This is a genomic window from Bradyrhizobium sp. BR 1432 (assembly GCF_051547705.1).
Classification (GTDB): Bacteria; Pseudomonadota; Alphaproteobacteria; order Rhizobiales; family Xanthobacteraceae; genus Bradyrhizobium; species Bradyrhizobium zhanjiangense.
The window spans coordinates 4,510,824-4,536,588 of sequence record NZ_JBPUGF010000003.1; the positions used below are offsets into that span (position 1 = coordinate 4,510,824).

A 25,765-nucleotide genomic window follows, 5' to 3' on the forward strand; every position below is an offset into this window, starting at 1 on the left:
AGGACCGATCTGGGTGCGATCGGGGCATACTGCTAAAAAAGGCTATGGGCCTCGCGAGCGCAACTTCTGAACGTAGCCTGGGTCGAGCTCCGAAATAGAGCTCTCGGCAAACGCCCTGCCGTCTGCTGATGCCGACTGGTATGCGGTGGCGATGGCTGGCCGGAGTGCGGTCCGGCCGGTCATGGCAACTTTAAGGTCGCGTCGGATAAGATCTCGAAGCTCAGGCTCCTTGATCGCAGCATCAGTACCGAGAGCGACGGAAAGCCGTAGTGGAATAAGATCCAGCGCGTTTGGTGCAGTATAGTAGGACATCTTAAGTAGGCTTGCCGTGTCATAAGTCGCCGCGTGCTGCTTTGAAAGCGCCGCAAGCATGAGCCAAACGTCGCCTCGAAGGGGTGAGTATTCCAGCACTGCGGAAAAGGAATTCAAGTCCGCGGACCGCCCGGTGTTCTGCGGGTCCGCAGCCTTGTCAGACCTAAGGCCCACAGTTGCAGAGAACCCTGAGATCGTCGCGGCATTCTCGCGCGTGGATTGGAGCGCTGACGCCCAGGCTTCGTTCGAACCGGCAACCGCTGAAACTGAGAGGCGATCACCAAAAGGCCAGATTTGCGAGACCATCCACGCTGCTTGCGCAGCTAACAGCAATCCGATCACTGTCAGAGCAACGCGTGTCAGAGGCCATGGGGAAGCCATGGCGGTTGTAGGAATTCGTCGCGCTGCCGTGGTTCGGTCGCCGGCTTCCTGCGTGAGCTGCCGCAACTCGATGGAATCCACGTCGCGGGCTGTACTGGACAGGCTTTGAGCAAAAGCTAGGCCGTAAACCGCCGCCACCAACAATGATGCCCATAAATCGAAAAGGCTATTTTCTGCAAATGCCAGTATTGTCAACGATACGGAAGCGCCTGCGCCGATCGCCGGGTATAGGTAAGCGTGATTGCGAGACAGGGCGCGCCCGAACAAGATGCAGGCGCTGATGAGGGCGACTATCAACAGGCCGCAGAGGAACGTACGTCCCATCTCGACCGCGACCGCGGCGGCAGCGGTCGGCCGTTCGCGCATTGCGACCACGCCAACGTCCCCATAAATCGGCAGAAGCGCAACAAACGTGCCTGCGCCGGTTCCGATCGGGTGAGTGTCCTGTAGCATCCGCTCGGTTGCGGCCCGAGTTTGTGTCGATAAGGAAATCGTCAGGTCGGCATTTCGATTGATCGGAATGAAAGTGAAGGCGGCGACGAACAACATGGCGGCGGTCGCGAGAACGCCAGCTCTGCCCCACATGCCAAAGAACAATTTGCGAATAGCGACCACCGTGAGGATGGTTGTCGCTCCGAGCAGAACGGCAATCAGCGCGGTCCAGCCGCTGCAAAGCGCGACTGCCGATAGGGAGACGATCAATGATAGAATTGCGCAGCTAAGCATGGCGAGCGGTCCTGTCGGCGCGCGAGGGGACCGTCTAGGCCGCCGCAGCTGGTCGACCGCGCGGATAGCCATTGCAGTGGAGAGAAGGACACCAAGTGCCGCCTCGGTCGAGCCCGTCCAGACTTGTTCGCCGGGCACGGAACCACTCGGGTTGCTTCTTCTCCATATCGAAAATATGCAGATGACAGCAGTGACCGATACAAGGACACTGAGGACCTGCGCCGCCCGCTGCTTGTCCAGGGTAACGACGGCGGTGACGAGGGCCACGGCGAGAACAAGGCTGTAATGTGATAGCGCCAGTATCGTCTCGCGTACATCAACTGAGAACCTGTCCGCGAGAGGTTGGTGTAGGGCTGCCGACGCCGTCGCCCAGATCTGATTTCCGAGGCCGCGGAACGGGATCGGAACAACTTGCAATGCGATCCAAAGCACGGGTGCGACAAGAGCCAGAATGAAGAGGGGCCGCAGAAGCTTCGCGAAGGAGGCGAGGGTTGACGACGTGGAGAAGAGGCCGACGCCCAGTATGGCGGCCGCAAGAAAGCCAGATAGCACCCCTGGACCCAGTAGGCTCTCGACCACAGTAAAAGCCGGCGCAATGGCCGCAGGCACAGCGAGCATTGTAGACTGGACAACCATTTTACACCATCTCTGACTCTGACCCGCTCACAGCGGAGAGCATGTTGCAGAAGGCGCTGACTCCATCGTTTGGTCCGACGCATCTCAGAGGGGCATCCTGAGAGTTCCGACAAGCCATATCTGACGTAGTGGCTGTCATCGTAGTAATCACTCCGGTGAGCGTCGTACCGTGCCATTGCCCTTATATCGGTCTTGTTAAGGACGACGCCGATCAAGGAATCGGAGATGGTCGGCGCAGTATGCAGGGCATGCTGAACCACATCGATTTTCGTCCGTCCCCATTCGACGACGAGAACGTAGCAGTCGACCAACGGCGCAGTGACGCGCACATCTACCAGAGGCGAGAGTGGCGGGAAATCCACTATGACGTAGTCATAGGCCTGCCGCAAACGATCGAATAGTTTGCTTACGTTTTCGGCGGACAGGATCTCGCTCGTGTGAAGCAGGGGCCCGCGGCGGACGGCTGGCAAGAATGCGAGATTAGTTCGGGCATCGTGCCAGAGCGCTTCTTCGAGGGAACGCTTTCCGTTTGCCACCTCGAGCAATCCGAATTCAGCTTTCGGAGCCATAGCTGTGGAAAGTGAAGGGTTTCTAAGATCGCAATCGACGACAATAGCCCGCTTGCCGCTATGTGCGATGAGGTGAGCTAGAGAGGCTGCAATCGTCGTCTTGCCCTCATTTGGCAGTGCCGACGTGAGTCCTATCACCTGGTTGGAGGCCTTCACTGGGGTGTGGTCTATAGCAAGCTTGATCGAACGGATGGCTTCCGTGAAGCGGGAGAGCGGCATTCCGATGACGGCTCGGTGAAGCGTCGGCACGTTTGACATCGTGTGTGATCGCAGATCTTCATCCGATTGCTGAGATCGGACGGTCGACTTCTGCGCCTTCGGAGCCGACAGCAAAGGGACCAACGACAAGCACGGTAGCTCCAGTGCGGCCTCTATCTGTGACGACGTGCGAAAAACTCTGTCCATAACATCTCGCAGAAGAGCCAAGCCGATCCCGAGCGCCAGCCCGGCGGCTAGGCCTAAACCCAGCACAAAATTTGCCTTCGGCTTGCTCTTGCGCTCTGGCGGGGAGGCGGGAAAGATCACCCGTGTTTCCGAAATCGGAAATGTCTCCTGCTGAGTCGCCCCCATGGAGTGCTGCAGAAACGCCTCATGCATGGCGCGCAGACTTTTCGCTCGGCTCTCCAGCTCCCGTATGGTTAGTTCTGCGGAGTTCGTCAGGCGCGATTGCGAGACGGCTCGCGCAAGCTGCTTCTCGAGCTCCTGCTGCCGCTGCTGAGCAGCTTCCAATTCGTTCTTGCTGGTTTCGGCGAGCCTCTTAACTTCCTCAAGGATGGAAGTGCGAATGTCGCGTATCCGCGTCCGCAGGTTGACAACTGCCAAATGGTCGCGGCCGAATCGGGCTGACCAATCGGCTTCGCGACGCGACAACTCGAGATATTGCTGCCGAAGCGTATTGATAATCGCGCTCTGGAGGACATCTGCGCTCGCCGCGTCAGGAGCGCTGATCGTGGAGGAGCCAGCTGCATTGGCACGCAGGACCGCGTCGTACCGATTGAACTTGACCTGTGCATCGGAGGTCTGAGTTCGGGCGGCCACCAATCGCGCGTTAAGATCGTTGACGGGTTGTTCGTCAATCGGTTTCCCGCCGGTCGAGACGATGTTGTTCTGAGACTTATATGCGCTCACGGCGCGTTCGGCCGTCAGTGCTTGCTCATTGAGGTTTTGGAGACGTTCCTGCAACCAACTGGCTGCGGTTCGCGTGGCCTCGAATTTCGCATTCATCTGGTCGTTAATGTACGCGTTAGCTACGGCATTAGCGATCTCCGCCGCGCGCTCTGCGCTGCTCGAACTGTAGCTGACCTCGATGATTTTGCTATATCCGATCCTGTACGCGGAAAGCCTATCCAACAACGCGGCGATGGCGCCTTCCCTAGGCGTATCAGCCTTCGAATCGTGCTCCGGCTGCTGACCGCGGTTTCGAATACGCTGCAGTAACGAGCTGAAGGACCACCGTGAACCCGTAAAGTCTGGATCGTTGGCTAGATCCAGCTGCGTTATGACTGCCGCTGCAATTCCCCGCGACCTTATCATCTGCAGTTGCGTTTCGATTTGGGCCGCATCGACGACGGGCTCCGGAAGAAGTGACTGTTGCTGAACGAATTGAGCTCGAGGATTGGACAGCAGGATTTGTACTTGAGCTGTGTAGGTGGGGGGAGCAAACCGCAGGTAGAGCATCGCGGCTGCAAATACGAGAGCTGCGGTGACGATGATCATAAGATATCGACGTTTTAGAAAAACAACCGCGAACTTGACGAGATCGCCAATTCCCCCGCCGTCGATTTGGTTCGACTGGGCCTGCTCGCCCAGAGACACGCGCGTTCTGTCGGTCTGTAGAAGATTGCTCTGAAGCATGAGGTACCTGTCTGGGTCGGGAGCGCGTCGGTTCGGCCGCCCGCATGCGAGCGTCTGGTATGATTTATTAAATGAATATAACTCGGAAAAATATGATTGCCAAATTAAATATTATTCGGGTATTAATTGGACGACAGCCATGGGAAGCGGCCTCTTGGCCAAGTGCGGCGTCGCTCTTGCGCGCTCGACGATAATCGGCGGGCGGAATTAAATGAGATTTGAATTCTGGTGGTTAAAGGGTAGCCCGGCGGGACTGATCGTGAAGGTAAGAAGCGTGTCGGGCCTCCCCGATCATTCAACGACAGTTGAACGCCTTGAATGGTCCGCGTGTTTGCTGGCACGGCGAGGCGAAGCGAGCCGGCTCAAGGCCTCGAATTCCTCCCGCGCTGCAGACGCGTGGCATGTGCGAGCGCCCATCATGACGGCTCGAATGACAGCGGCGAGAGCGGTTTCGACGAGAGCAATTTCGATCGGTGCTTTGAAGACCTCGTTGCGCCTTCTGGCGGGACTGAGCACCACGTACCGGAGGACGTTTTCATGCTGGAAGTACGGTGTTTAGAGATCCCAGATATTAAGATCATTCAAACGGATCGAGTATCCGACGCGCGGGGGTATTTCTGTGAGACGTTTCAGCGATCGGCCTTCGCTGAGAAAGGGATTCATGTCGATTTCGTTCAGGACAATCAATCCAGCTCAGACAAGATTGGAACGGTCCGGGGCTTGCATTTCCAGCGACCGCCGTTCGCCCAGGCCAAGCTCATACGAGTGCTAAGCGGCGCTATTCTGGATGTCGTGGTCGATCTTCGGCGTTCATCGGCGACCTTCGGAAAGCATATAGCTGTCAAGCTGGATAGCAAAACGGGTGAGCAACTGCTTGTCCCGAAAGGCTTTGCGCACGGTTTCTGCACGCTGCAACCTGAGACCATCGTGTTCTACAAGGTCGACCAGGTCTACGCTCCAAGCCATGACGGAGGGCTCTATTGGGCCGATCCGGCACTGGCGATCGAGTGGCCGGTGACAACAGTCGAGGCCCAAGTGTCGCCAAAAGACAGGTCCCTGCCCAGGCTGGACCAGCTTACGGCCATTTTCGAGTGACGGAGAGCGGTCAGATGCGCGTTTTGGTGACCGGGGGAGCGGGATTTATCGGGTCTGCAGTGTGCCGTAGCTTGGTGCTGCAGAAGGACGCCGCAGTGATCAATGTCGATAAGCTGACCTATGCGGCCAACTCAGCCTCGTTGGCGCCTATCGAGGGGTTAAAGTCATACTTGTTCGAGCAGCAGGATATCTGCGACCGCGAGGCCATGGATTTCGTGTTTAGCAGCTACCAGCCTGACGCGATTGTTCACCTCGCAGCCGAGAGTCACGTCGACCGCTCGATCACAGGCTCGGCCGCTTTCATTGCCACGAATATCGTGGGCACGTACACGTTATTGGAAGCAGCCAGAAAATACTATGAGGGCCTCTCGGTGCCACGACGAAAGCGGTTTCGCTTCGTTCACGTCTCGACAGACGAGGTCTACGGCTCACTCGGACTTGCCGACTACTTCCGGGAGGAAACGCCTTACCGGCCGAGCTCGCCCTATTCGGCGAGCAAGGCGGCCTCGGATCATCTCGCGCTTGCGTGGTTCAAGACCTATGGCCTACCGGTCATTGTGTCGAATTGCTCGAACAACTACGGGCCGTTCCAATTTCCAGAAAAACTCATCCCTTTGACGATTCTCAATGCGATCGAGCGCAAGCCGCTGCCAGTGTATGGCGACGGCCGAAACGTACGCGACTGGCTGCATGTTGAGGATCATGCGGCAGGTTTGATCACGCTTCTGTCGGAAGGCAAGCCCGGCGAGAAGTACAATTTCGGCGGCGATAGCGAACGGTCCAACCTCGACGTGGTCACCCAGATCTGCGACGTCGTCGACGGACTGTATCCCGGTCCGGCAACGAGACGATCGATGATTACCTTTGTGCCGGATCGTCCGGGACACGATGTCCGCTACGCGATTGACGCATCGAAAGCTCGCCGTGAGCTCGGCTGGCGGCCCACAAGGACGTTCGAGCAGGGGCTGACCGAAACAGTCGCATGGTATCTCAAGAGCCGCGCATGGTGGGAGCGTGCCCGCAGCGGGGTTTATGACGGCTCGCGTCTAGGGCTCTTGGCTACACAACATTGAGGCTGCGAATGACGGAAAGGCCCATTTTGATTGCTGGTCGCAACGGTCAGTTGGCAAGGTGTCTTCATGACCTCGCGGTGCTGCACAGCATGCCCGTGGTCTCCCTTGGACGCAGCGAATTCAATCTGGAGGCCCATGGGGAGCTCTGTCGAGCGATCGATCCATTCGCACCGTCCATGATCATCAACGCTGCCGCTTACACGGCGGTGGACCTAGCAGAATCGGAAGTAGCAAGAGCATTCAGCATTAATCGCGACGCAGCGGCCGCGTTGGCCGATGTCGCATGGCAAATGAATATACCGTTCATCCACATCTCAACCGACTATGTCTTTGACGGCACAAAGCTGGATGCTTACGAGGAAAGCGATGTTCCTGCGCCAATGAATGTGTACGGCGCATCGAAGCTCGCTGGCGAAGCTGCCGTACTAGCAGCTCACCCCCTGGCAACGGTAATTCGCACTTCATGGCTATATAGTCCCTATGGCAACAACTTTGTTCGGACGATGCTGCGGCTCTGTGAATCGCAACCGGTCGTCAGAGTCGTTCAGGACCAATGTGGAAATCCAACTTCCGCGCTCGACCTTGCGTCGGCGATCCTTCAGCTCTCGGCGCGACTGCTAACCCACGATCGTAGAGCCATGGCCGGCATCTTTCATCTTGCCGGACAAGGTGAGACGACTTGGCATGGGTTTGCCCAAGCGATTTTCGACTTGCTCGCTCATCGCGGAATCCGAGTGCCGCAGCTTGAGGCGATCACGAGCGAACAGTACCAGACGGCCGCGCGACGGCCGCGGAATTCGCGTCTCGATTCATCCAAGGCCGAACGCGTCTTAGGCATTCGATTGCCGTTATGGCCTTGTTCTCTCGAAACTTGTCTCGACCAACTCGCGGAAGGTAGAATCGATGCTGAAAGGAATTGTGCTGGCCGGGGGCAGCGGAACTCGACTGTATCCAATCACGAGAGCGATCAGCAAGCAACTACTGCCCATCTATGACAAGCCGATGATCTACTATCCCTTGTCAACGCTGATGCTGGCAGGCGTGCGCGAGGTTCTTATCATAACCACGCCATCAGATCGGTGTCAGTTCGAGCGTTTACTGGGGGACGGCAGTCAATGGGGAGTTAGGCTCAGCTACGCGGAGCAGCCCCGACCCGCCGGTCTGGCGGATGCGTTCATTATTGGCGCCGACTTCATCGGGAGCGATCGCGTTGCGATGGTGCTTGGAGATAACATCTTCTTTGGCGACGGCCTGAGCGAAATGCTCGCAAGGGCTGCCGAGCGTGAGGAAGGTGCAACCGTTTTCGCTTATCATGTACGAGACCCGGAGAGGTATGGCGTCGTTACGTTCGATGAGGGCGATCGCCCGCTGCGAATCGAGGAGAAGCCGAAGCAGCCGAGCTCGAACTGGGCGATCACAGGTCTCTATTTCTTCGACAACAACGTCGTGCGCTACGCACGACGCGTCGAGCCGTCATCGCGCGGCGAACTCGAGATCACGGATCTGCAGATGCGCTATCTTTCGGCCAAGAAGCTCCATGTAGAGCGGATGGGTCGAGGTTTCGCCTGGCTCGATACAGGCACGGTGGAATCGCTGATCGATGCGGCGATGTTCGTGCAGACGCTCGAAAAGCGACAGGGGATGAAGGTTGCCTGTCTGGAGGAAATTGCCCTGAGGCAGGGCTTTATCGATCGCGATCAAGTCGCCGCGCTCGCCGGGCCCCTGGAGAAAAGCGGCTACGGCAAGTATCTGAACGAAGTCTCGCATTTCATTCGATAAAACCAGTCTACCGTTCGGAGCCGGCCGCAGATTGGTGGCGCAAACTTTGCGCTGTCCAAATGTTCTCTACGGGCCAGTTTCCAATGGCCGGCTTTCGGGTTATTTAACCCGGTTTCGCGGTATGTGTGCCGCTTGAAAATGTGTGGTCGGCGTTTCGTTAATTGCGATTTTATTGTTGTTATTTATTATTTGATTTAAATAGAAAGATGCGATTAAATTGGTTTGGGTTGTTCGACAGCGAGCATGGTAACCGATTTGATACCCTTCTTGGACTTGAAAGCACAAGCTCGCACGGTCGGATCGCAAATCGACGTTGCGATCGCGCGTGCCATTCGAGACGAACGGTCTAGATGGAGACGTGAAGCGGGCGCTTTCGAGAAACCCTTCGCGGATTACTGCAACGTCGCTTGCTGCAGCGCCGTTAACAGTGGCACATCGGCGCTCCGTCTCGCATTGCTGGCCGCTGGCGTGGAGCCGGGCAATGAGGTGATCACGGTCTCGATGAATTTCGTCGCGGCGACGGCTGCCATTATCAGCTGCGGTGCAACACCTGTCTTTGTGGACGTTGATCCAGTCACCTGGACGATGAACCCTGCTCTACTCGAGGCTGCGATTACGAACAAAACGAGGGCGATCCTGCCGGCCCATCTGCATGGGCTCATGGCGGACATGGATCCAATCATGTCGATTGCCCGCCGCCATGGTCTGTTTGTAATCGAGGACGCTGCGCAGGCGCATGGTGCTGTGTACAAGAGCAGGCGTGCCGGCTCGATCGGAGATTTCGGCTGCTTCAGCTTCTATCCCGACAAGAATCTCGGAGCCCATGGCGAGGCCGGAGCAGTTGTTACCGATCAGCCGGAACTTGCGCGACGCGTATCCTTGCTCCTCGATCGAACGCCGGAGGACGAGCGAAATCATATTTTCGCAAGATACGATGGCCGAATGGACGAAGTTCACGCGGCAATACTGAACGTGAAGATGGACCACATCGAAGCCTGGACCGAGGCTCGTCGATCGATCGCCACGAAGTATGATCAGGAGCTGTCCGATCTGGCACTTGCGCGTCCGCGGCCACCCAGCCACAGCCGGCATGTCTATCATATCTACGCCCTTAGGCTTCTGCATCGCGATCAGGCTCTTGCCATGCTGGGCCGCGCGGGAATTGGCGTTGGCATTCATTACCCCGTTCCGGTCCATTTACAACAGAGCTACGTAGAACTTGGATATCGTGTCGGCGATCTGCCTGTAAGTGAGAGGCTTGCGCGTGAGTTTCTATCGCTTCCCATTTATCCCGAGCTGTTGCCGGAGCAACCGGGCATTGTTGCCGCCGAAGTGAGAAAGGTCGCGACACGAGAGACGCGAATATTTCGAAGCAACTGGGCATTTCAGGACAAAATGCCTCGATATGGCCGATTAGCCTAGAACCAGGAGAGCGGTCAGGATGGATCTCAAGGGCAAGCGCGTTCTCGTTACCGGAGGCGCCGGATTCATCGGTTCGCATATCGTAGATTTGTTGTGCGACGAAGGTTGCGTCGAGATCGTCGCGCTCGACAATATGACGACCGGCCGACCGGAGAATCTCAGGAAGTCGCTTAATCGAGGACCCGTGCGATTGGTCCGCGGCGATTTGCGCGACACCAAGTTGGTGGAAGCGCTTGTAAAAGGAGCCAACATCATCTTTCACCACGCTGCACCATGCAGCGCCCATTGCATGGCCGAACCGCGTCTTGCCATGGAGGTCATGGTGAACGGTACCTTCGACCTGCTTGAACTTTGCGTCAGGTATGACGTCGAGAAGCTCATAGCCGCGTCTTCCGCTTCGGTGTACGGTGCGGCGGAGGAATTTCCGACGACGGAGCATCAGAACCCGTATGGAAACCGTACGGTCTGTGGAACAGCGAAGGTCTGCAATGAAGGCCTGCTCCGCGCTTATAACGATATGCACGGTCTCGACTATATCGCTTTGCGATATTTTGACGTGTATGGCAGCCGAATGGACGTGCACGGTCGATACGCCGAGATGCTGATCCGCTGGATGGAGGAAATGGAGGCTGGAACGCCGCCGGTGATAGTTGGGCACGACCAGGAGACCTTGGACCTAGTGCATGTCCGTGACGCAGCACGCGCAACCATCCTTGCGGCGAGGGCAAAGGTCAGCGACGAGGTGTTCAACGTGGGGAGCGGCATCGAAACAAGCCTGGTGCAGCTCGCTTCGGCCTTGGCTTCCGTTATGGGCCATGACGGCGTGCTCCCGCAAATCGCACCCGAGCACTCGATCAATCCTGTACCGCGCCGCGTGGCGTCGACAGGCAAAATGGAACGTCTGCTAGGCTTCCAAGCTACGGTGCCGCTCGAACTCGGACTGACGGAGTTTGTGAAGTGGTGGCGCTCCGAACGAGGACTTGCGACCGCGCGGCAACGGCAGGCTCTGGCTTCATGAGTCCTCTTGCTGTGTCACAACATCCCTTGAAGAAGCCGTGCGTGCAGCCATCCTGGCACTGCACTTTGTGTGCTCGAGACGATCTTCCCGATAGGAGGGCCGGCGCTTGACAGGGCGCAAGCCGAAACACGAAAGCCGGGCAGAATTTCATTCATAAAATTGAGTGCGATGGAGAATGGCAATGCGAGTTCTTGTAACAGGTCATCTTGGCTACATCGGCACGGTCTTGACGCCAATGCTGGTCGGCGCCGGTCACGAGGTGGCTGGAATGGACAGTGACATCTACTCCCGGTGTACATACGCCGCCGGCGGTAGCATTCTCGAGGTCCCGACGATTTGGAAGGACGTCAGAGACGCGGAGGTTGCGGATCTCGTTGGCTTCGACGCTGTGCTGCATCTAGCCGCGCTCTCCAACGATCCGCTCGGTAATCTGAGGCCTGAGCTGACTGACCAGATCAATCATCGCGCAAGCGTTCGCATGGCCGAGATTGCGAAACATGCCGGCGTACGTCGTTTCGTGTTCGCCTCATCCTGCAGCAACTATGGAAAAGCCGGCGAGGAAATGATCGATGAGACCGCCGCGCTCAATCCGGTGACGGCCTACGGAGAATCCAAGGTAGCCTCCGAACGTGATATTTCGGCGTTGGCCGGCGACGGGTTTTGCCCGGTGTATCTGAGGCCAGCGACAGCGTACGGAGTCTCGCCGCGACTGCGCTTCGATATTGTCCTGAATAACCTTGTTGCATGGGCGTTTACGACAGGAAGAATTCACCTGAAATCGGACGGCTCGCCCTGGCGGCCGATCGTCCACATCGAGGATATTTCTCGAGCTTTCATAGCCGCATTGGAGGCGCCTGCCGAATCCGTTTTCAATGAGGCATTCAATGTCGGTCAGACCGCTCACAATTATCGAATTCGGGATCTAGCCGAGATCGTCGCGAGTGTGGTGCCGAATTCTACGGTGGAGTTTGCGGAGGATGCGAGTCCAGATGAGCGGTCCTACCGAGTGAGCTTCGAAAAGATCCGCTGCAACTTGCCAGGATTCCAGCCGCGCTGGGACGCTCGAATGGGCGCCGAACAGCTGTACAGGGTCTATCGCTCGTCAAACTTGACTTTGGAGGAATTCGAAGGGCCGCGATATCAACGCATCGGCCATATTCGGAAGCTGCTGGCGGAGCAGGTCCTTAATGGCGACCTGCGCCAATCGAAGCTGCTTCAAGCTGTATCGTGAAAGATCAGCTTTCGGTCGGCGAAAGGCTAGCGACCGGGAATCCGGGCGAGGATATATTTGCCTTTGCGGCCGAGATATACCCGATCTGCCGCAGCATTACGGGTAATGGGGTACGGAAGACGTTGCGCGCGATCGGCATGCACATCGACCTCAAGATCCACGAAGTGCCGACCGGGACAGAGGTCTTCGACTGGACCATTCCCCGCGAATGGAATATTCGCGATGCGTATATAAAGAATGAGCGAGGCGAGAAGATACTCGACTTCGCTCACTCAAATCTGCACGTCATGAGCTATAGCCTGCCGGTGCGAAAGCGCATCTCGCTAGCTGAGTTGAAGCAGCACGTCTACACGTTGCCGGATCAACCCGACCGGATCCCTTATCGAACATCATATTACGCGGAGAATTGGGCATTCTGCATGCCCCACCGCTTGTTTGAGGGGCTCAGGGACGAGACCTACGAGGTTGTCATCGACTCGACTCTCGAGGACGGATACCTGACTTACGGTGAATATCTGCACCAGGGCGAATCCGAGGATGAATTTCTGCTTTCGGCCCACGTGTGCCACCCCTCGCTCGCCAACGACAATTGTTCCGGTGTCGCGCTGCTTACACACCTCGCGAAGCGGATGGCGGGCCTGCAGACGCGATACACTTACCGGTTTCTGTTTGCGCCGGGCACGATCGGTGCGATCACATGGCTAGCGCGTAATGAGGATCGCTGCCAACGCATCAAGCACGGGCTTGTCGTTTCGATGGTTGGAGATGGCGGCGGCCCCACCTACAAGAAGAGCCGGCGTGGTCATAGCGAGATTGACCGGGCAGTTGTCCATGCGATGCATCATTCCGGGCTGGCGCCGACGATTCTTGAATTTTCTCCATACGGATATGACGAACGGCAGTATTGCTCACCCGGATTCAACTTGCCGGTAGGGCTCTTCCAGCGCAGCAAGTTCGGCGAAATTCCTGAGTATCACACGTCGGGCGACAATCTCGAGTTCATCGCACCCGACCACTTGTCCCAGTCGTACGGGCTCATTGCTGAGACAATCGATATTGTGGAAAACAACGAGGTGTATTGCAACACAATGCCGAAATGCGAGCCCCAACTGGGGCGGCGCGGACTTTATGGACCAGTCGGCGGAGATAAGGGCGCCGCAGCTGCCAACATGGCTATGCTGTGGATCCTGAACCTTTCTGATGGAATGCACTCGCTGCTCGATATTGCCGAGCGTGGCAATTTGCCATTTTCGGTAATCCGAGACACAGCGCGACAACTGTATCGGAGCGGGCTTTTGAGGCCAGTGTTCGCTGCCAACCAAAATAGATGATTGCGCACGATGCCAGCCCCTTCCAAAAGTGCGCCAATCGGGACGGACGTGCAGCGTCAATCTGGATGAGAGGTGCGCCGTGGACGTCGCTGCCCAACACGTCGCGTCATCCCCCAAGTTTATATCGCAAATGCGGAGGTGGCCGAAGATTTCGACGCGGACGGCGGAGCGGAGCATCATCGAACGCTGACCGCAGGGCAAGGTCAAGCCGCCGGCCCCACTGCAAAGGCGGAGATGGCCGAAAATCCCAAGTCAAGGAAAGAGGGGCGGTAGGCAGGCCGTAAGGGTGGAGTCGAGGGCAGCGGCAAGGTCATTGAGTGATGTGCTGTCAGTTACGATGCCGACATGGGTGCCAGCTATAGACTGGCATTCGATGTCAGCAGCCATTCCCTGCCAGACCTCGGCCGGGCTACAACCGTATGCATCGTGATTGTCGGCCTCGAACGAAGTGATCTTACCCGCATAGTACTTTGGACGGTATTCGGCCATCACCGCTCTGCAGTGTTGCTCGGTTGCGCTCATCGTGTCTGCTGTTGTCGTCGAGGTGGGTCGAGAGACAGGCATTTTTCGTCTCAGCAAACGATAGAGGAGTCGCCGAGAGCGATGGAAGAACGTCGGAGCAATTTGGTTCAGTGGAAGTCCGACAAGGATCGCCAGATGTCGGTAGATCACGTGCACCTGTGAGCGGAGAAAGATATGTGTCGGCCAGAAGCGTTGGTCGAACCGAGTATCGATAAGTCCTACCAGTCCAATCTCCTCGTTCGACTGTTGAAGCAAGCGCGCAACCTCGATCGCGACCAGGCCTCCAAACGAATAGCCAACAAGGTGATAGGGCCCGCGAGGCTGCAGCGCGCGGATTGCAGAGCAGCTGCGATCCGCCATGATTTCGACGGTCGAAGGTAACTCACCATGACTGTCGCCTCGGCAAAAATCGATGCCAATCAACGCTCTGGAGTTGTGCATGCGCGATGTCAGTGCGGAGAGACCGCGGGGGTTGCCGTCGCCTCCGAAGAAGAGAAAAAGAGGCGCATCCGCTGCACCCGTTCTCAACTGGACCAGAGAGCCAGCATTGGCGTTGAGCTGGAGAATGGCCGCCATAAACCACCATTTGATTCAGGAAGTTGCGTTGCAGTGCCGGCAAGAGACGCTTAGCCGAACAAGACTCGAGCGCTCTATTGAGAAAAATCAGGCCAATGCAAATCCTTCTCGGAAATTTCCGTAATCGATTCCGGCCAATTCAGCCCGAACGCCGGATCGTCGTAGCGAATGCCGCGGGCGGATTCACGCTGGTATGGCGTGGAAATCAGGTAGCTCACCTCGACGTCATCGCAAAGCGTCTGGAATCCGTGCGCGAACCCTTTCGGAATGTAGAGTTGGTCGCCGCTCGCGCTCGAAAGCTCAAATCCCTGGGAATTCCGATAGGTCGGTGAGTCCGGCCTGATGTCGATAATAACGTCCAGGATCGCGCCTCGGCTGCAGCGGACCAATTTTGCCTCGCTGTACGGGGCGTCCTGGTAGTGCATGCCGCGCAGAGTTCCCTTGCGGGCAGAAAACGAGATGCTGTGCTGCGGATAATGAGCTTCAAGTCCATGGGTCCTGAATTCTTCGATACAGAAGCTGCGAGCGAAGAAGCCGCGTCTGTCGTGCACCGGCTCAAGTCGTACGAGATAGGCTCCATGGAGTTCTGTAGGGCAAAATTCCATCTGAATGACTGCCTCCGGATTTCCAAAGTTGCCGTCCGCAGCCTTTGTTTTGGCGAGAGCTGGCGGAAGGAGGTTCGTTTGGCCATTTAATTAACGAAAATATAGCATTTATTATTTCAAAACTATATTTAAATTTAAATCTGGGTGTGTATTATGTCGGCAGTTGTTCATTTCCGGCCTAGGGTTGAGGGCCGGCGTTAGGGCAGGGCGTGCGCATAGCAATGTTTAGCAGTCAAGCAAAATCGATCCAGGTGGCGACACGCCAGACCGCCAAAGTGAGCACCGAGACGTCTCCGCGCGGGTGTTGCCGTCTTTGCGGCGCAAAGCTCGCGACGACGTTCGTCGACCTTGGAATGTCACCACTGTGCGAAAGCTTTTTGCGTGGCGATCAACTCGATCAGATGGAACCTTATTTTCCGCTACACGTGCTGGTGTGCGACGGCTGCTTCCTGGTGCAGTTGCAGGAGTACGTCAAACCGGCGCACATATTTACGGAGTATGCGTATTTCTCTTCATATTCCACCTCCTGGGTTCAGCATGCGCGTCGGTATTGCGAAACGGTCGCGACGCGGTTTGCGCTCGGGCCCAGAGCAAGGTCGTTGAGCTTGCGAGCAACGACGGATATCTGCTTCAACACTTTCTGCCGATGGGGATTCCCGTTCTCGGAATCGAGCCAGCCGCGAACGTGGCCGAGGCTGCCCGGGCAAAGAATGTTCCAACATTGGTTGAGTTCTTTGGGCTGAATCTTGCCCGGCGCCTTGCATCGGAAGGCGGCACGGCCGATCTCATCGTCGGTAACAATGTGCTGGCGCAGGTGCCCGATCTCAACGACTTCACGGCCGGAATGGCTTGTCTTCTGGCTCCAGATGGAGTGGTCACACTTGAATTCCCACATCTCGAGCGCTTGATCGAGGAAAACCAGTTCGACACCATTTACCATGAGCACTTCTCGTATTTTTCGCTCGTCACCATTGATCGTCTCGCGAGTAGGCACGGCCTGAAAATATTTGATGTCGAACAACTTGCAACACACGGAGGATCGCTGCGTGTGTATCTCTGCCATCTGGACAGCAGGCACGCGATAGCTCCGCAAGTCGATAGCTTGCTGGCTCACGAGCGAGAAATTGGATTCGAGGACATTGGGAGTTACACCAGGTTCGCTGCAAATGTTCATCGCACCAAGCGCCAACTCGTGTCATTCCTCATTGAATGCAAGCAGAAGGGTGCAAAGGTCTGCGGGTATGGGGCCCCTGGCAAAGGCAACACGTTGCTCAACTACTGCGGGATCGGCACTGATTTTCTCGATTTTGCCGTCGACCGCAATCCTTACAAGCACGGGCGCTACACGCCCGGAATGCACATTCCGATTCATCCGGTCTCCGCGATCGACGAGGCGCGACCGGACTATATCCTGATTTTGCCGTGGAATCTGAAGAGCGAAATCGTCGGACAGATGCGTCACGTGAGCTCTTGGGGCTGCAAGATGGTGGTGCCCATTCCGAATGTAGAGGTTATCGATCCGCGAGAGTTTGCGCCATGAAGGTAGTTCTGTTCTGCGGGGGACTTGGTACCCGGATCCGCGAGTATTCGGAGAGCATCCCGAAGCCGATGATACCGATCGGTCATCAGCCAATCCTCTGGCATGTCATGCAATACTACAGCCAGTATGAGCATCGGGATTTCATCCTGTGCCTTGGGTACAAGGCAAACGTGGTGAAAGACTATTTTCTCAACTACAAGCAGGCGGCAAATAGTGACTGCGTAATCTCTCATTTTGGCAAGAAGGTCGAATTGCTGGGTGCGCGACCTGCAGATTGGCGCGTGTCACTCGTGGACACGGGAATATGGCGCAATATTGGTCAGCGTCTGCTTGCGGTCCGTCATCTGGTCGAGGATGAGGAGATGTTTCTTGCCAATTACAGCGATGGACTGACCGACGCACCGCTCCCGCACATGATCGAGCGCTTCCGGCAGAGCGGCAAGATTGGTTGCTTCATAGCCATACATCCGCCAATTACCTTTCACCTTGCTGAATTTGATGAGAGTGGCACCGTGCAGCAGATACGCGAGAGCCAGGAATCGGAGATCTGGATCAATGGCGGGTATTTCATCTTCCGCAAGGAGATATTCGACCACATCCGGGAAGGAGACGAGTTGGTGGTTCAGCCATTCAAGCGCCTCATCGAGCGCGGCGACCTGATGGCATACAGATATGAAGGATTTTGGCGCGCCATGGATACGCTCAGGGACAGGCAGGTCCTCGAGGAGATGATCGAACGTGGCGATACGCCGTGGCAGCTCAGCAACCAGGTTGCCGTCGCGGTGAATTCGTGAAGACGCTTCGGATCGTAGGACCGGGTGATCGGCTATCGGTGCTATGCTTGGGGGCGCACTCTGACGATATCGAGATTGGTGCAGGAGCAACACTGCTTAGCTGGCTGGATCAGGGGATTCGCCTCGACGTTCATTGGTGCGTGCTCAGTGGTGCCGGCGAGCGCGAACAGGAAGCGAGAGCGTCCGCGAACGATTTTCTGCGGGAAGCTGCGAGCAGCAACATCGAAGTCATGGCCTTTCGAGACGGTTTCTTCCCTGAGCAGGGTGAGAAAATCAAGGTCTGGTTCGAGGAATTGAAAGACCGCGTTGATCCCGATGTAGTCCTCACGCACCGCGGCGACGATGCACATCAAGACCATCGTCAGCTCGCTCGCCTTGCCTGGAATACGTTCCGAGACCATCTCATCCTTGAGTACGAGATACCGAAGTGGGATGGCGATATGGCAAGACCGAATTTCTATATGCCGGTGTCAGCATCTGCAATGCAGCGCAAAGTAGATTTGCTCGTCAGGCATTTCGGCAGCCAACGCTCGAAGCAGTGGTTCGATGCCGAAACCTTTCTCGGCCTGGCACGGCTGAGGGGGATGGAATGCCGGGCGCAGGAACGCTATGCGGAGGCGTTTTTCGCGCGCAAAGTCTCGCTGGCTTGATCGGTTGGCGCCCAGGCAAACGAGCAAAGGTGAAGTCCGATCTGATGCACCACAGCAGCTTTTGCCATGTGGTGGGGATGACTTTGCTTCGACTCGTGGACGCGCTCAATCTTTCGTCCGAACATGATCTTTTCGGGAGCCTGTTCTACTTTCGGGATTAGGCTCCAGGGTGCAGCTATGGAAAAGGTACTGGTAACTGGCGCGCGAGGTTTCATCGGGGCGCAGCTGTGCAGGAGGCTAGCGGTTTCCGGGGTAGAGTTGCACGCGGTCTCGCGTCAGCCGCCCATTGATGTGGTGGCTTGGTGGCGATCTATCGGTGGAGATATGAGCGATGCTCCATGCGCCGCTGCGATCCGTTGGTGGAACGTCGATCTGATCGACCTGCGGGCAACGCAAGAACTGATCCGGGCCGTTCTGCCTGACAAGACTTATCATCTCGCTAGTCTGGTGACGGGGTCGCGCAGCCTCGACGTCGTGCTGCCGATCATGCAAAGCAACTTCCTTACCGCATTCAATCTTCTTTTTGCCGCTGCTGAGAGCGGTGCGGGTCGAATCGTCTTCGCAGGCTCACTCGAGGAGCCGGATGAGGCGGATTCCGTGCCTTGCTCGCCATATGCCGCTGCAAAAGGAGCCGCGGCGGCTTACGCGCGAATGTTCGAGGCGCTGTACCGGACCGAGGTCGTCATGACGAAGATCTCGATGGTTTACGGGCCGGGCAGACCGACCTCACGAAGCTGGTCCCCTATGTCACCACCGCCTTTCTGCGCGGCGATCGCCCCAAGCTGAGCAGCGGCTTTCGGCTGGTTGACTGGATCAGCGTCGATGACGTCGTCGACGGCCTTGTCGCATGCGCGTGCGCATCTGGTGCCAATGGTCGCACGGTTGATATCGGGTCGGGCCAGGTATGCTCGATCCGGGAACTCGTTCAGGAGCTGAGACAATTGATTCCAGGCGCACCCGAACCGCTGTTCGGCGCCGTTCCGGATCGACCTCTCGAGCGGCCAATGGCGGTCGATCTGGTTGCTACCTACAAGTCGATCGGCTGGAGCCCGTCGACAATACTGCACGAGGGCCTGCGCCGCACGGTCGATTGGTATAGATCAAACCTCGCTGCACCGCCGGACAAAGCGGGTGCGTGCGACCAACTCCTTGGCTAGACATTCTCCCGTTTCAGCGGCGACATCGGTCGGGCTTTCCCAGGCGAGTTGACGAACCTTCGTGCCACACGAGATTTGACCCGCCGTATCGGCTTGGCCTGTAATGCCACACCGAAAATGCCGCGGGTGCGAAACCTATCTTGACCGCGATTTTCAATCGACCGACCAGGCAGGCACTGCCGGTTTTAGAGCGATCAGAATCGCTGCATCAGAGTCTATGAAGCCCGACTTTTGGCGCCGACCGTCTTCGGCGCGTAGATCAGCTCTCCGCCAGCCTCGGTGCCGTCATCATGGAGTGCAGTGACGTCCTCGGGCATTCGCGACAGATCTGTGCACCGAAGATAGTCTCGCATAACGGTTCCAGTGGATGCGGAATCGATATTCGGCGCACCTCGCTTTGCCGTAGCGTCGTCCAAATGGACGGTCCGGAAGTCAATACTGAAGCGGGTTACGCCCGATGTGTTCGGTACACTTGAGTGCATTTGCGCCGCGGAGAACAGCAGGACGCCGCCCACAGGGCAAATGAGGCGAATCTGCGGGTCAAGCTCCATCGGTTCGGTCGCGCGTGGCAGCGGACGCGGGTCACTCTTGATCATCTTCGCGATGCTTTCCCCGCGATGCATCTTGTTCCAAACATAATAGTTATAGTCGGACGAGCTGTTCTTGACGGGCTTCGTCCAATAACGCGGGTGGAATGCCATGGCGTTGTTCGATTCGATGTCGTAGATCGGCAGCCACCAGTTGATCTGGCAAAGGGGAGCCGAATACCAGGTATCCCGGTGAGCGTGCCAGGCGAATGCAATACCGGTCGTGAGATAGTTGTCGCTCGTGGAGCTGCGCATTCTGGGCACGTCGAAAAAGGTCTTCTCTGGATCGCAGCCAAAATCTTCCAAAACCGCCTTGAGGTGACGCTTCGATTCCGGATGGTGTATGAAGGCTGGTTTCAATCTTCCGAGAATGTCCGCGTAACGCTCGACTTCCATGTTCCTTTGTGCGGTTCTTGGATCGAGCCCGCCAAACGCGTCTTCGATCATCGACCGCGCAAAGTTGGTTAGAGCAAGGACACTCGGCCGGACGCCGTAAACGAAGAGTTGCCCATCATACAGTTGCCGACGTCGGACATCATCTGAAACGTTCGAGTCGAAGAAAACGGTGTTATTCATGGAGCGTCCCATCGAGTTCCGATTTAAATAGATTTGCGATTAAGGCGCCATAAATCAATATTTAAATAAATAATTAAGTTAATTCATGCGCAGTTTATGTTAATCAGAGCCGGACGCGGGTCTTTCGGCTTATCAGACAAATTGATCTTGTTCTTATTGAGTATTTTCCAGTCGCGTGAGTTCGACCCTCGGCTGGACTTGCGGCGCCGCGCGGCGCTGGCGACGGCACGGGCATCACAATTGATGTTGTCATGGAATAATAAATATAATAAGGCTAGATTAATTGACCAATTTATTTACAAGGCACACACCATGTCATCTGCAGATAAGCGTCCGTTGCGCCCAGGCGATGTTGTTGAGGTCCGGTCCGCGGCGGAGATTCTCGCGACGTTGGACGGTGATGCCGCTCTTGAGAAGTTGCCGTTCATGCCAGAGATGGCCCGTTATGCGGGGCGACGCTTCACGGTAACTCGACGTGTGGACAGGATCTGTGACACGATCACGGCAACTGGAAGCCGTCGCATGTCCGGCACGGTCTATCTCGACAGTCCCCGTTGCGACGGGGCAGGTCACGACGGCTGTCAGGCCGGCTGCTTGCTTTATTGGAAGGACGCTTGGCTTCGTCGCGTTGACGATAAGTCAGGTGTGGGCGATGAGAGCCACGAGGCCGCCGCCGAGCTTGATCGTCTTGCGCAGGCGGGAACGCGGACTGTGCGCGAGATCGAAGGCCAACGATCTGAGGTTTGGCGCTGCCAGGCAACCGATGCCCTCAAGGCCACCACGGAGCTGAAAAAGTCTAATCTTGCACAGTATTGGCGTGAATTGACGAACGGCAATTTTGGTTTTCTGTATTTCATCCGCCTTTTGGTGCGGGGGCTTATCTTGGAGCTCGCACGTCGTGCTGGCCTGCGGCGGCCGCTACCGTTGCGAGGCCCGGGAAATTGTACCAGGGGGAGCGTCAAGTGATCTTCAGCCCGGTGATCTCGTGCAAGTGCGGTCGCCGACCGAGATTGCGGCCACACTAGACGACAGCGGTCTGAATCTCGGGCTTTCCTTCGACCGTGAGATGCTTCCCTATTGCGGCCAAAACTTGCGCATTAGGGACAAGGTGCGACGTATCGTGGATGACAAGACCGGTCGCATGCTCAAGATCAAGGACTGCCTCATCCTTGAGGGCGCCGTCTGTTCTGGCGAGCGCACCCCTGGCTGTTGGTTCTGCCCACGTCAGATCTATCCCTTTTGGCGCGAGGCATGGGTCCGCCGAGTCCCGGAGCCCAACCGCCGGTGAATGCAGAACGACGCCTAGCTGCAATGGCTCAACTGCGCGATGCGCTGCAGTGGCGTCGCCGGCGAGGTAAGCTCAGTAAGCTGACAAAGACGTTCTCGGATCCGTGCCGAACGCCATGGACAAGATCAACAGACGCGTGCTGACGACCGGTCTCCTCTCCGGCGCTATGTCGTTTGCCACGGCTGGGATAGCACAATCTCCCGTGCCAGCCCCTGCGACGCAGTTTGCCGGCTTTCCCGATGAAACCAACACGGGCCCGGTCGCTCACACGATATTTCAGGACTACACGGGGAATTACGAGGTTCGCACAGACAACGCTGTGGTCAGCGGGCTCCGTGTGACCGGGGCGATTGTGGTCCACGCCAATAACGTTACGGTCCAGAATTGCATCGTCAACGGCTCTGGCCAGCTTTGGTGTGTTGGTGTGCCGGGCGAGCTTGGCAACAAGAATCTCAAGGTTCTGAATTGCAGGCTCTATGGCGTGCCTGTTAAGGATAATCATGACGCTTCCCACTTGCTGGATGGTGTATACAACGCCATCGAAGTCGGGTTCTGCGAAATCTACGGCTGCGAAAACGGAGTTGATGGCGGCGGTTCACTCTACATGCACGACAACTACATCCACGACTTTGCCGATTGGGGCGAAGATCACGACGACGGCCTGCAAACGTATGGCTGGGATCATACGGGCGGCCTCCGAGTGATCCATAATACCATTGTCGGCATTGAGACGGGCGGCGCCTTCTCGCCTACTCACTGGCGAGGATCTAGCTCATGCCTCGCCTTGTCCGAGGGCCAATTCGACATGACCATTGACGGCAATCTGTTCTTCGGTGGCAGTTATACCCTATATGGCCCCTCGCAGCACGGCGCGTCTCCCGTCAACGTCCACGTCACCAACAATCGCTTCTCGAGACGATATTATCCGAGATGTGGAGCTTATGGAACGCACTCCGGGTTCAACCGCAACGGGCCGGGTTTCCTATGGTCCGGAAATGTTTGGCATGAGACTGGAGCGATAATACCGCCGTGACGTTCGGCGTGTGGCAAAGACGGCGCGGAGCTCGGGTTGGATTTCCGTGGCCCGGGGCCGCCATTGTAAGCTCGAGGCTAAATCAAGCTTTCCTCATCGTGGCCTGCCAATCGTTTCCACGCCACGCTTCACAACCCTTTTGGCGATTTCACCCTTTAGTTTGAGCCCGCCGGCCGTACATCGCCCGGATGGCGCTCGTTAGCCATTCAGCGTCGTAATATTCGATGCCGTGTTTCGGAGATTCCCGAGCGCGCCAGGCGGATCTGCTCTTTGATCCAGAAGCGCCGAAGCGCGGACCTGCAACGTCGCAGCTGCGCATTGGAGAGATCCGCCGATACGGCAAGGGCATACAATTCGCGGCACAGGCGGAGTGGGTTGGTCCTCAGTTGCTCTGCCAGTACGGGATCGAGACGACGCCTGAAGGCCACTTGATCGACGCCACGGGGGTACTCGCGTGTGCGGTTTGCAAGCCGCTCCTGCACATGGATGACAGGGCCAAGGAGCGCCAGTTCGGCGCTAATCAGCCAGTCGGTCCGCTCCGAGGGATGCGGAAAGCGTGTTCGAATGAGGCGATCCCGCCGATAGACGCCATACACCGGATCGTATTTCGCGTCTCCGGCGTGCAAGAACCACAACATACGCTCGAAACGCTGAGCCGGGTCCGGCGAATCAGGGACGTCGCCCCGATACTCTTCGTATCGGGGCGGCCGACCGGGCGTGTGTATCGTGAACCACGTGGTTACTCCGGTCGCGTCGGGGCGGCTCTCAAGCGCACGAACGCAAGTGGAAAGGTAACTCGGTTCCAGCCAATCATCGGCGCTGATCCAGCGAAAGAAGGTCCCTCGGGACAGGTCGAGGGCGCGCCGCATGTTCTCGTGCAAACCGATGTTGGTCTGATTGACGTTGATCCTAAGACGCGGGTCGGCGCACCCGTATTCCTCGAGCATTCGCCTCGTTCCGTCATCCGAGGCGTTGTCGCTGATGACAAGTTCAAAATCGGTGAAGTCCTGAGACAGGATCGATTCGATGCAGCGTCCGACAGAGTGTCGGCCATTGCGCACAGCGAGCCCGACCGAAAATTTGGGAGAGTCCTTGGTCACCGGAGTTCCTCTGGGTCACAACACTGGCGGATTGACGCGCGCTAGGTGCATAGATTTTTTTCGGTTGTTTCGGAGTCCACGAAAGCAGTCCCAGCTGGAGTTTTGGCCGAAGTAGAGCCTTTCAATCCCCTCAGAAGGTTGGAGTAGAGCGTCTTTTGCCCCAAGACGAACAAGAAAATCACAAGATAGACAATAAGCATGACAACGCTTGTCATCAGAAGCCGCAAGAAAGGCGACTGCAAGTAGCCTGGGTTAATCATATAGAATTCAACGCCAAGGGCAAAAGCCGCGGCCACGACGCTCGCAAGAAACGGCCGGCATGTCGCTAGTAGCACGTCCCAAGGGGAAACGACTGTGTTGTGAAGCGACCAGAAAACATGTGGTACCAGCCACACCGCCATCGCAACCGAAAAGGCGAACGCGACGCCATTGGGACCATAAGGTAGTCCAACCAGATATGCGGTCATGACGAGCGGAGCGATGACAAAGGCAATTCTTAAACTTCGTACCTGCAGCCCAACGGATTGGATGAGCCAGCCCGTAGGATTGATAACGCCGAGCACGAAGATGGTCGGAGTCAACAAGCGAAACATCGTTGTCGCATCCGTCCACTTCGGTCCAAGAGCAACAAGAACTATGTCGTTAGCAAAAAAGGCTCCGAAAACGGAAACGGGCACGGTTAACGAGGAGACAAGCGAGTAGCCCTTCAGAAAGTAGTTCCTAAGACGTACTGGATCATCGTGGAGCCGCGATATTGCAGAAAACACGACACCACCGACTGCCGCGTTGAGATTGCTCGTTGGTACATTGATGAGTTGGTACGCTCTTCCATAGAGTCCGAGCGCATCGGCGCCCCAGAAGCGGCCCAAAAGCAGCTTGTCTAGATTATAGGCGAAATACATCACCAGGTTGTTCAGAGTGATTGTGCCACCAAAACGTAGCATCTGGTAGATCCCCGCGTTGCGGCGCGGCATGCCCGGCATCCACCCAGTGATCGCCCACGTCAAGGCGGTGTTGATGGCCGGCGCGGCAATCGTCGAAACAACGAGAGCCCAATATCCGAATGCACCGAACGCCATGATTAATCCAAGCGCGAAGCTTACCAGTAGGGAAAGTGTTTCAACTATGGCAAGGGCGACGTAACGCAATTGGCGTTGGAGCAGCGCAGAATGCTGCACTCCGCCCGCGCTGAATACAAAGCCTGCACTCAGGATCACGGTAACCCAGAAAAGGCGGGGCTCGTGATAGAAGGAAACGAGAACCGGAGCGGTCGCTGAGCACAAAAGACAAAGTACCGTCCCGACAAGAATATTGATCCAGAACAGTGTCGAAATCTGTTCGCCGGTGATGCTGGCCTTTTGGATCGTGGCTGACGAAAGGCCGGCGGTTCTGAAGATTTCGAAGAACCCGGTTAAGACGGTCGCCATAGTCACCAATCCGAACTCCTCCGGATCCAGCAATCGCGCCATGATCATCATGAAGCTAAGGCGAAGGAATAGATTTGCTGCTTGGCCGCAGAGCCTGGCCAAGCCGCCGCGAACCACTCTTTCCTTGAGATCTTTCATCCCAATCTCCAGAGAGATCCAACATTGGGCGACTGCACTAGGGCGGTGAGAATTGTTGTTGTCCTGTCTCTCAGTTCGTTGTCATGGCCGAACTGATCACAACCAAGAAATCGGCTGGCACGGCGATGTAACTTCATGCGAACTCGTTCGGCTTGGCTTCACTACGGTCCCTCCCGATCGCGTCGCTCAGCACGTTCTCTGGCGGTAAGCGCATCGTGGATTGCCGCTATAATGGTCTAGGCTGGCCCAGTTATCTAGCGTTTGATATTTAAATTTATTTTATCTCTTAGTATATTGCTATTCCGATGGCGGCAGGAATTGAATGGAGCTGTCAGAGCAAAGGCC

At 56.7% G+C, this 25,765-nt stretch carries 21 protein-coding genes and 1 pseudogene; 15 read left to right on the plus strand and 7 right to left on the minus strand.

Features of this window, described 5'->3' with window-relative positions; all coding sequences use genetic code 11:
- Positions 1-42: 42 nt before the first annotated feature.
- Entirely contained in the window at positions 43-1,395 is a 1,353-nt protein-coding gene (locus ACSKB8_RS21690; RefSeq protein ID WP_438106242.1) for a hypothetical protein, read from the minus strand.
- Complete coding sequence (locus ACSKB8_RS21695; RefSeq protein WP_438106244.1) at positions 1,392-4,478, minus strand: AAA family ATPase; 3,087 nt, start codon at positions 4,476-4,478, stop codon at positions 1,392-1,394. The genes ACSKB8_RS21690 and ACSKB8_RS21695 overlap by 4 nt, the downstream gene beginning before the upstream one ends.
- A gap of 537 nt (positions 4,479-5,015) precedes the next feature.
- Between ACSKB8_RS21695 and rfbC the strand changes: the two genes are divergently transcribed.
- The 8 genes from rfbC (at position 5,016) to ACSKB8_RS21735 (ending at position 13,427) form a co-directional block, all read left to right on the plus strand.
- Positions 5,016-5,573, plus strand: coding sequence for a dTDP-4-dehydrorhamnose 3,5-epimerase (gene rfbC, locus ACSKB8_RS21700; protein ID WP_438106245.1), 558 nt, complete (start codon positions 5,016-5,018; stop codon positions 5,571-5,573).
- Between the two features lie 14 nt (positions 5,574-5,587).
- Entirely contained in the window at positions 5,588-6,646 is a 1,059-nt protein-coding gene (gene rfbB, locus ACSKB8_RS21705; RefSeq protein WP_438106247.1) for a dTDP-glucose 4,6-dehydratase, read from the plus strand.
- Between the two features lie 8 nt (positions 6,647-6,654).
- A complete protein-coding gene (gene rfbD, locus ACSKB8_RS21710; RefSeq protein WP_438106249.1) occupies positions 6,655-7,641 on the plus strand; it encodes a dTDP-4-dehydrorhamnose reductase in 987 nt (328 codons plus the stop codon).
- Positions 7,550-8,425: a glucose-1-phosphate thymidylyltransferase RfbA gene (gene rfbA, locus ACSKB8_RS21715; RefSeq protein ID WP_438106251.1), complete on the plus strand. Its 876-nt coding sequence runs from the start codon at positions 7,550-7,552 to the stop codon at positions 8,423-8,425. The genes rfbD and rfbA overlap by 92 nt, the downstream gene beginning before the upstream one ends.
- A 255-nt stretch (positions 8,426-8,680) precedes the next feature.
- Positions 8,681-9,847 carry a DegT/DnrJ/EryC1/StrS family aminotransferase gene (locus tag ACSKB8_RS21720; protein WP_438110625.1) on the plus strand — a complete coding sequence of 389 codons (1,167 nt, stop codon included), beginning with the start codon at positions 8,681-8,683 and terminating at the stop codon, positions 9,845-9,847.
- A gap of 19 nt (positions 9,848-9,866) precedes the next feature.
- Complete coding sequence (locus tag ACSKB8_RS21725; protein WP_438106252.1) at positions 9,867-10,865, plus strand: NAD-dependent epimerase/dehydratase family protein; 999 nt, start codon at positions 9,867-9,869, stop codon at positions 10,863-10,865.
- A gap of 181 nt (positions 10,866-11,046) precedes the next feature.
- A complete protein-coding gene (locus ACSKB8_RS21730; protein WP_438106254.1) occupies positions 11,047-12,096 on the plus strand; it encodes an NAD-dependent epimerase/dehydratase family protein in 1,050 nt (349 codons plus the stop codon).
- Positions 12,093-13,427, plus strand: coding sequence for a DUF4910 domain-containing protein (locus ACSKB8_RS21735; RefSeq protein WP_438106255.1), 1,335 nt, complete (start codon positions 12,093-12,095; stop codon positions 13,425-13,427). Before ACSKB8_RS21730 ends, ACSKB8_RS21735 begins: the two co-directional genes overlap by 4 nt.
- Positions 13,428-13,679: 252 nt before the next feature.
- Here the strand turns inward: ACSKB8_RS21735 and ACSKB8_RS21740 are convergent, their stop codons facing one another.
- A complete protein-coding gene (locus ACSKB8_RS21740; RefSeq protein WP_438106257.1) occupies positions 13,680-14,525 on the minus strand; it encodes a thioesterase domain-containing protein in 846 nt (281 codons plus the stop codon).
- 74 nt (positions 14,526-14,599) lie between these two features.
- Positions 14,600-15,130 carry a dTDP-4-dehydrorhamnose 3,5-epimerase family protein gene (locus ACSKB8_RS21745; RefSeq protein WP_438106259.1) on the minus strand — a complete coding sequence of 177 codons (531 nt, stop codon included), beginning with the start codon at positions 15,128-15,130 and terminating at the stop codon, positions 14,600-14,602.
- Between the two features lie 221 nt (positions 15,131-15,351).
- Between ACSKB8_RS21745 and ACSKB8_RS21750 the strand changes: the two are divergent.
- The 5 genes and pseudogenes from ACSKB8_RS21750 to ACSKB8_RS21770 all read left to right on the plus strand — a co-directional run bounded on the left by ACSKB8_RS21750 (position 15,352) and on the right by ACSKB8_RS21770 (position 19,271).
- Positions 15,352-16,670: pseudogene (locus ACSKB8_RS21750) on the plus strand (methyltransferase domain-containing protein).
- Positions 16,667-17,464, plus strand: a complete 798-nt coding sequence (locus ACSKB8_RS21755) for a glucose-1-phosphate cytidylyltransferase (protein WP_438106260.1) — start codon at positions 16,667-16,669, stop codon at positions 17,462-17,464. The pseudogene ACSKB8_RS21750 and the gene ACSKB8_RS21755 overlap by 4 nt, the downstream one beginning before the upstream one ends.
- Entirely contained in the window at positions 17,461-18,114 is a 654-nt protein-coding gene (locus ACSKB8_RS21760) for a PIG-L deacetylase family protein (protein WP_438106262.1), read from the plus strand. Before ACSKB8_RS21755 ends, ACSKB8_RS21760 begins: the two co-directional genes overlap by 4 nt.
- Before the next feature lie 177 nt (positions 18,115-18,291).
- Complete coding sequence (locus ACSKB8_RS21765; RefSeq protein WP_438106264.1) at positions 18,292-18,900, plus strand: SDR family NAD(P)-dependent oxidoreductase; 609 nt, start codon at positions 18,292-18,294, stop codon at positions 18,898-18,900.
- A gap of 218 nt (positions 18,901-19,118) precedes the next feature.
- On the plus strand, positions 19,119-19,271 hold the full coding sequence (locus ACSKB8_RS21770) for a hypothetical protein (protein WP_438106265.1): 153 nt from the start codon (positions 19,119-19,121) through the stop codon (positions 19,269-19,271).
- Positions 19,272-19,486: 215 nt separating this feature from the next.
- On the opposite strand, the gene ACSKB8_RS21775 is transcribed toward ACSKB8_RS21770, so the two are convergent.
- Positions 19,487-20,434, minus strand: a complete 948-nt coding sequence (locus ACSKB8_RS21775; RefSeq protein ID WP_438106267.1) for a hypothetical protein — start codon at positions 20,432-20,434, stop codon at positions 19,487-19,489.
- A 147-nt stretch (positions 20,435-20,581) separates the two neighbouring features.
- Between ACSKB8_RS21775 and ACSKB8_RS21780 the strand changes: the two genes are divergently transcribed.
- Both ACSKB8_RS21780 and ACSKB8_RS21785 read left to right on the plus strand, forming a co-directional pair.
- Positions 20,582-21,400 (plus strand): hypothetical protein, encoded by an 819-nt coding sequence (locus ACSKB8_RS21780; RefSeq protein ID WP_438106268.1) that lies wholly within the window; start codon positions 20,582-20,584, stop codon positions 21,398-21,400.
- A gap of 437 nt (positions 21,401-21,837) precedes the next feature.
- Positions 21,838-22,755 (plus strand): hypothetical protein, encoded by a 918-nt coding sequence (locus ACSKB8_RS21785; protein WP_438106270.1) that lies wholly within the window; start codon positions 21,838-21,840, stop codon positions 22,753-22,755.
- Positions 22,756-22,961: 206 nt separating this feature from the next.
- Here ACSKB8_RS21785 and ACSKB8_RS21790 read toward each other — a convergent pair whose 3' ends face one another.
- Positions 22,962-23,855 (minus strand): glycosyltransferase family 2 protein, encoded by an 894-nt coding sequence (locus tag ACSKB8_RS21790; RefSeq protein ID WP_438106272.1) that lies wholly within the window; start codon positions 23,853-23,855, stop codon positions 22,962-22,964.
- 41 nt (positions 23,856-23,896) lie between these two features.
- Positions 23,897-25,420, minus strand: coding sequence for a lipopolysaccharide biosynthesis protein (locus tag ACSKB8_RS21795; protein WP_438106274.1), 1,524 nt, complete (start codon positions 25,418-25,420; stop codon positions 23,897-23,899).
- Positions 25,421-25,765: the final 345 nt, after the last annotated feature.

Coding starts and splice junctions, on each gene's coding strand:
- ACSKB8_RS21695 (WP_438106244.1), bottom strand. CDS start 4,478: ATGCTTCAGAGCAATCTTCTACAGACCGACAGAACGCGCGTGTCTCTG.
- rfbC (WP_438106245.1), top strand. CDS start 5,016: ATGCTGGAAGTACGGTGTTTAGAGATCCCAGATATTAAGATCATTCAA.
- rfbB (WP_438106247.1), top strand. CDS start 5,588: ATGCGCGTTTTGGTGACCGGGGGAGCGGGATTTATCGGGTCTGCAGTG.
- rfbD (WP_438106249.1), top strand. CDS start 6,655: ATGACGGAAAGGCCCATTTTGATTGCTGGTCGCAACGGTCAGTTGGCA.
- rfbA (WP_438106251.1), top strand. CDS start 7,550: ATGCTGAAAGGAATTGTGCTGGCCGGGGGCAGCGGAACTCGACTGTAT.
- ACSKB8_RS21725 (WP_438106252.1), top strand. CDS start 9,867: ATGGATCTCAAGGGCAAGCGCGTTCTCGTTACCGGAGGCGCCGGATTC.
- ACSKB8_RS21730 (WP_438106254.1), top strand. CDS start 11,047: ATGCGAGTTCTTGTAACAGGTCATCTTGGCTACATCGGCACGGTCTTG.
- ACSKB8_RS21740 (WP_438106257.1), bottom strand. CDS start 14,525: ATGGCGGCCATTCTCCAGCTCAACGCCAATGCTGGCTCTCTGGTCCAG.
- ACSKB8_RS21745 (WP_438106259.1), bottom strand. CDS start 15,130: ATGGAATTTTGCCCTACAGAACTCCATGGAGCCTATCTCGTACGACTT.
- ACSKB8_RS21755 (WP_438106260.1), top strand. CDS start 16,667: ATGAAGGTAGTTCTGTTCTGCGGGGGACTTGGTACCCGGATCCGCGAG.
- ACSKB8_RS21765 (WP_438106264.1), top strand. CDS start 18,292: ATGGAAAAGGTACTGGTAACTGGCGCGCGAGGTTTCATCGGGGCGCAG.
- ACSKB8_RS21770 (WP_438106265.1), top strand. CDS start 19,119: ATGGCGGTCGATCTGGTTGCTACCTACAAGTCGATCGGCTGGAGCCCG.
- ACSKB8_RS21775 (WP_438106267.1), bottom strand. CDS start 20,434: ATGAATAACACCGTTTTCTTCGACTCGAACGTTTCAGATGATGTCCGA.
- ACSKB8_RS21785 (WP_438106270.1), top strand. CDS start 21,838: ATGGACAAGATCAACAGACGCGTGCTGACGACCGGTCTCCTCTCCGGC.
- ACSKB8_RS21795 (WP_438106274.1), bottom strand. CDS start 25,420: ATGAAAGATCTCAAGGAAAGAGTGGTTCGCGGCGGCTTGGCCAGGCTC.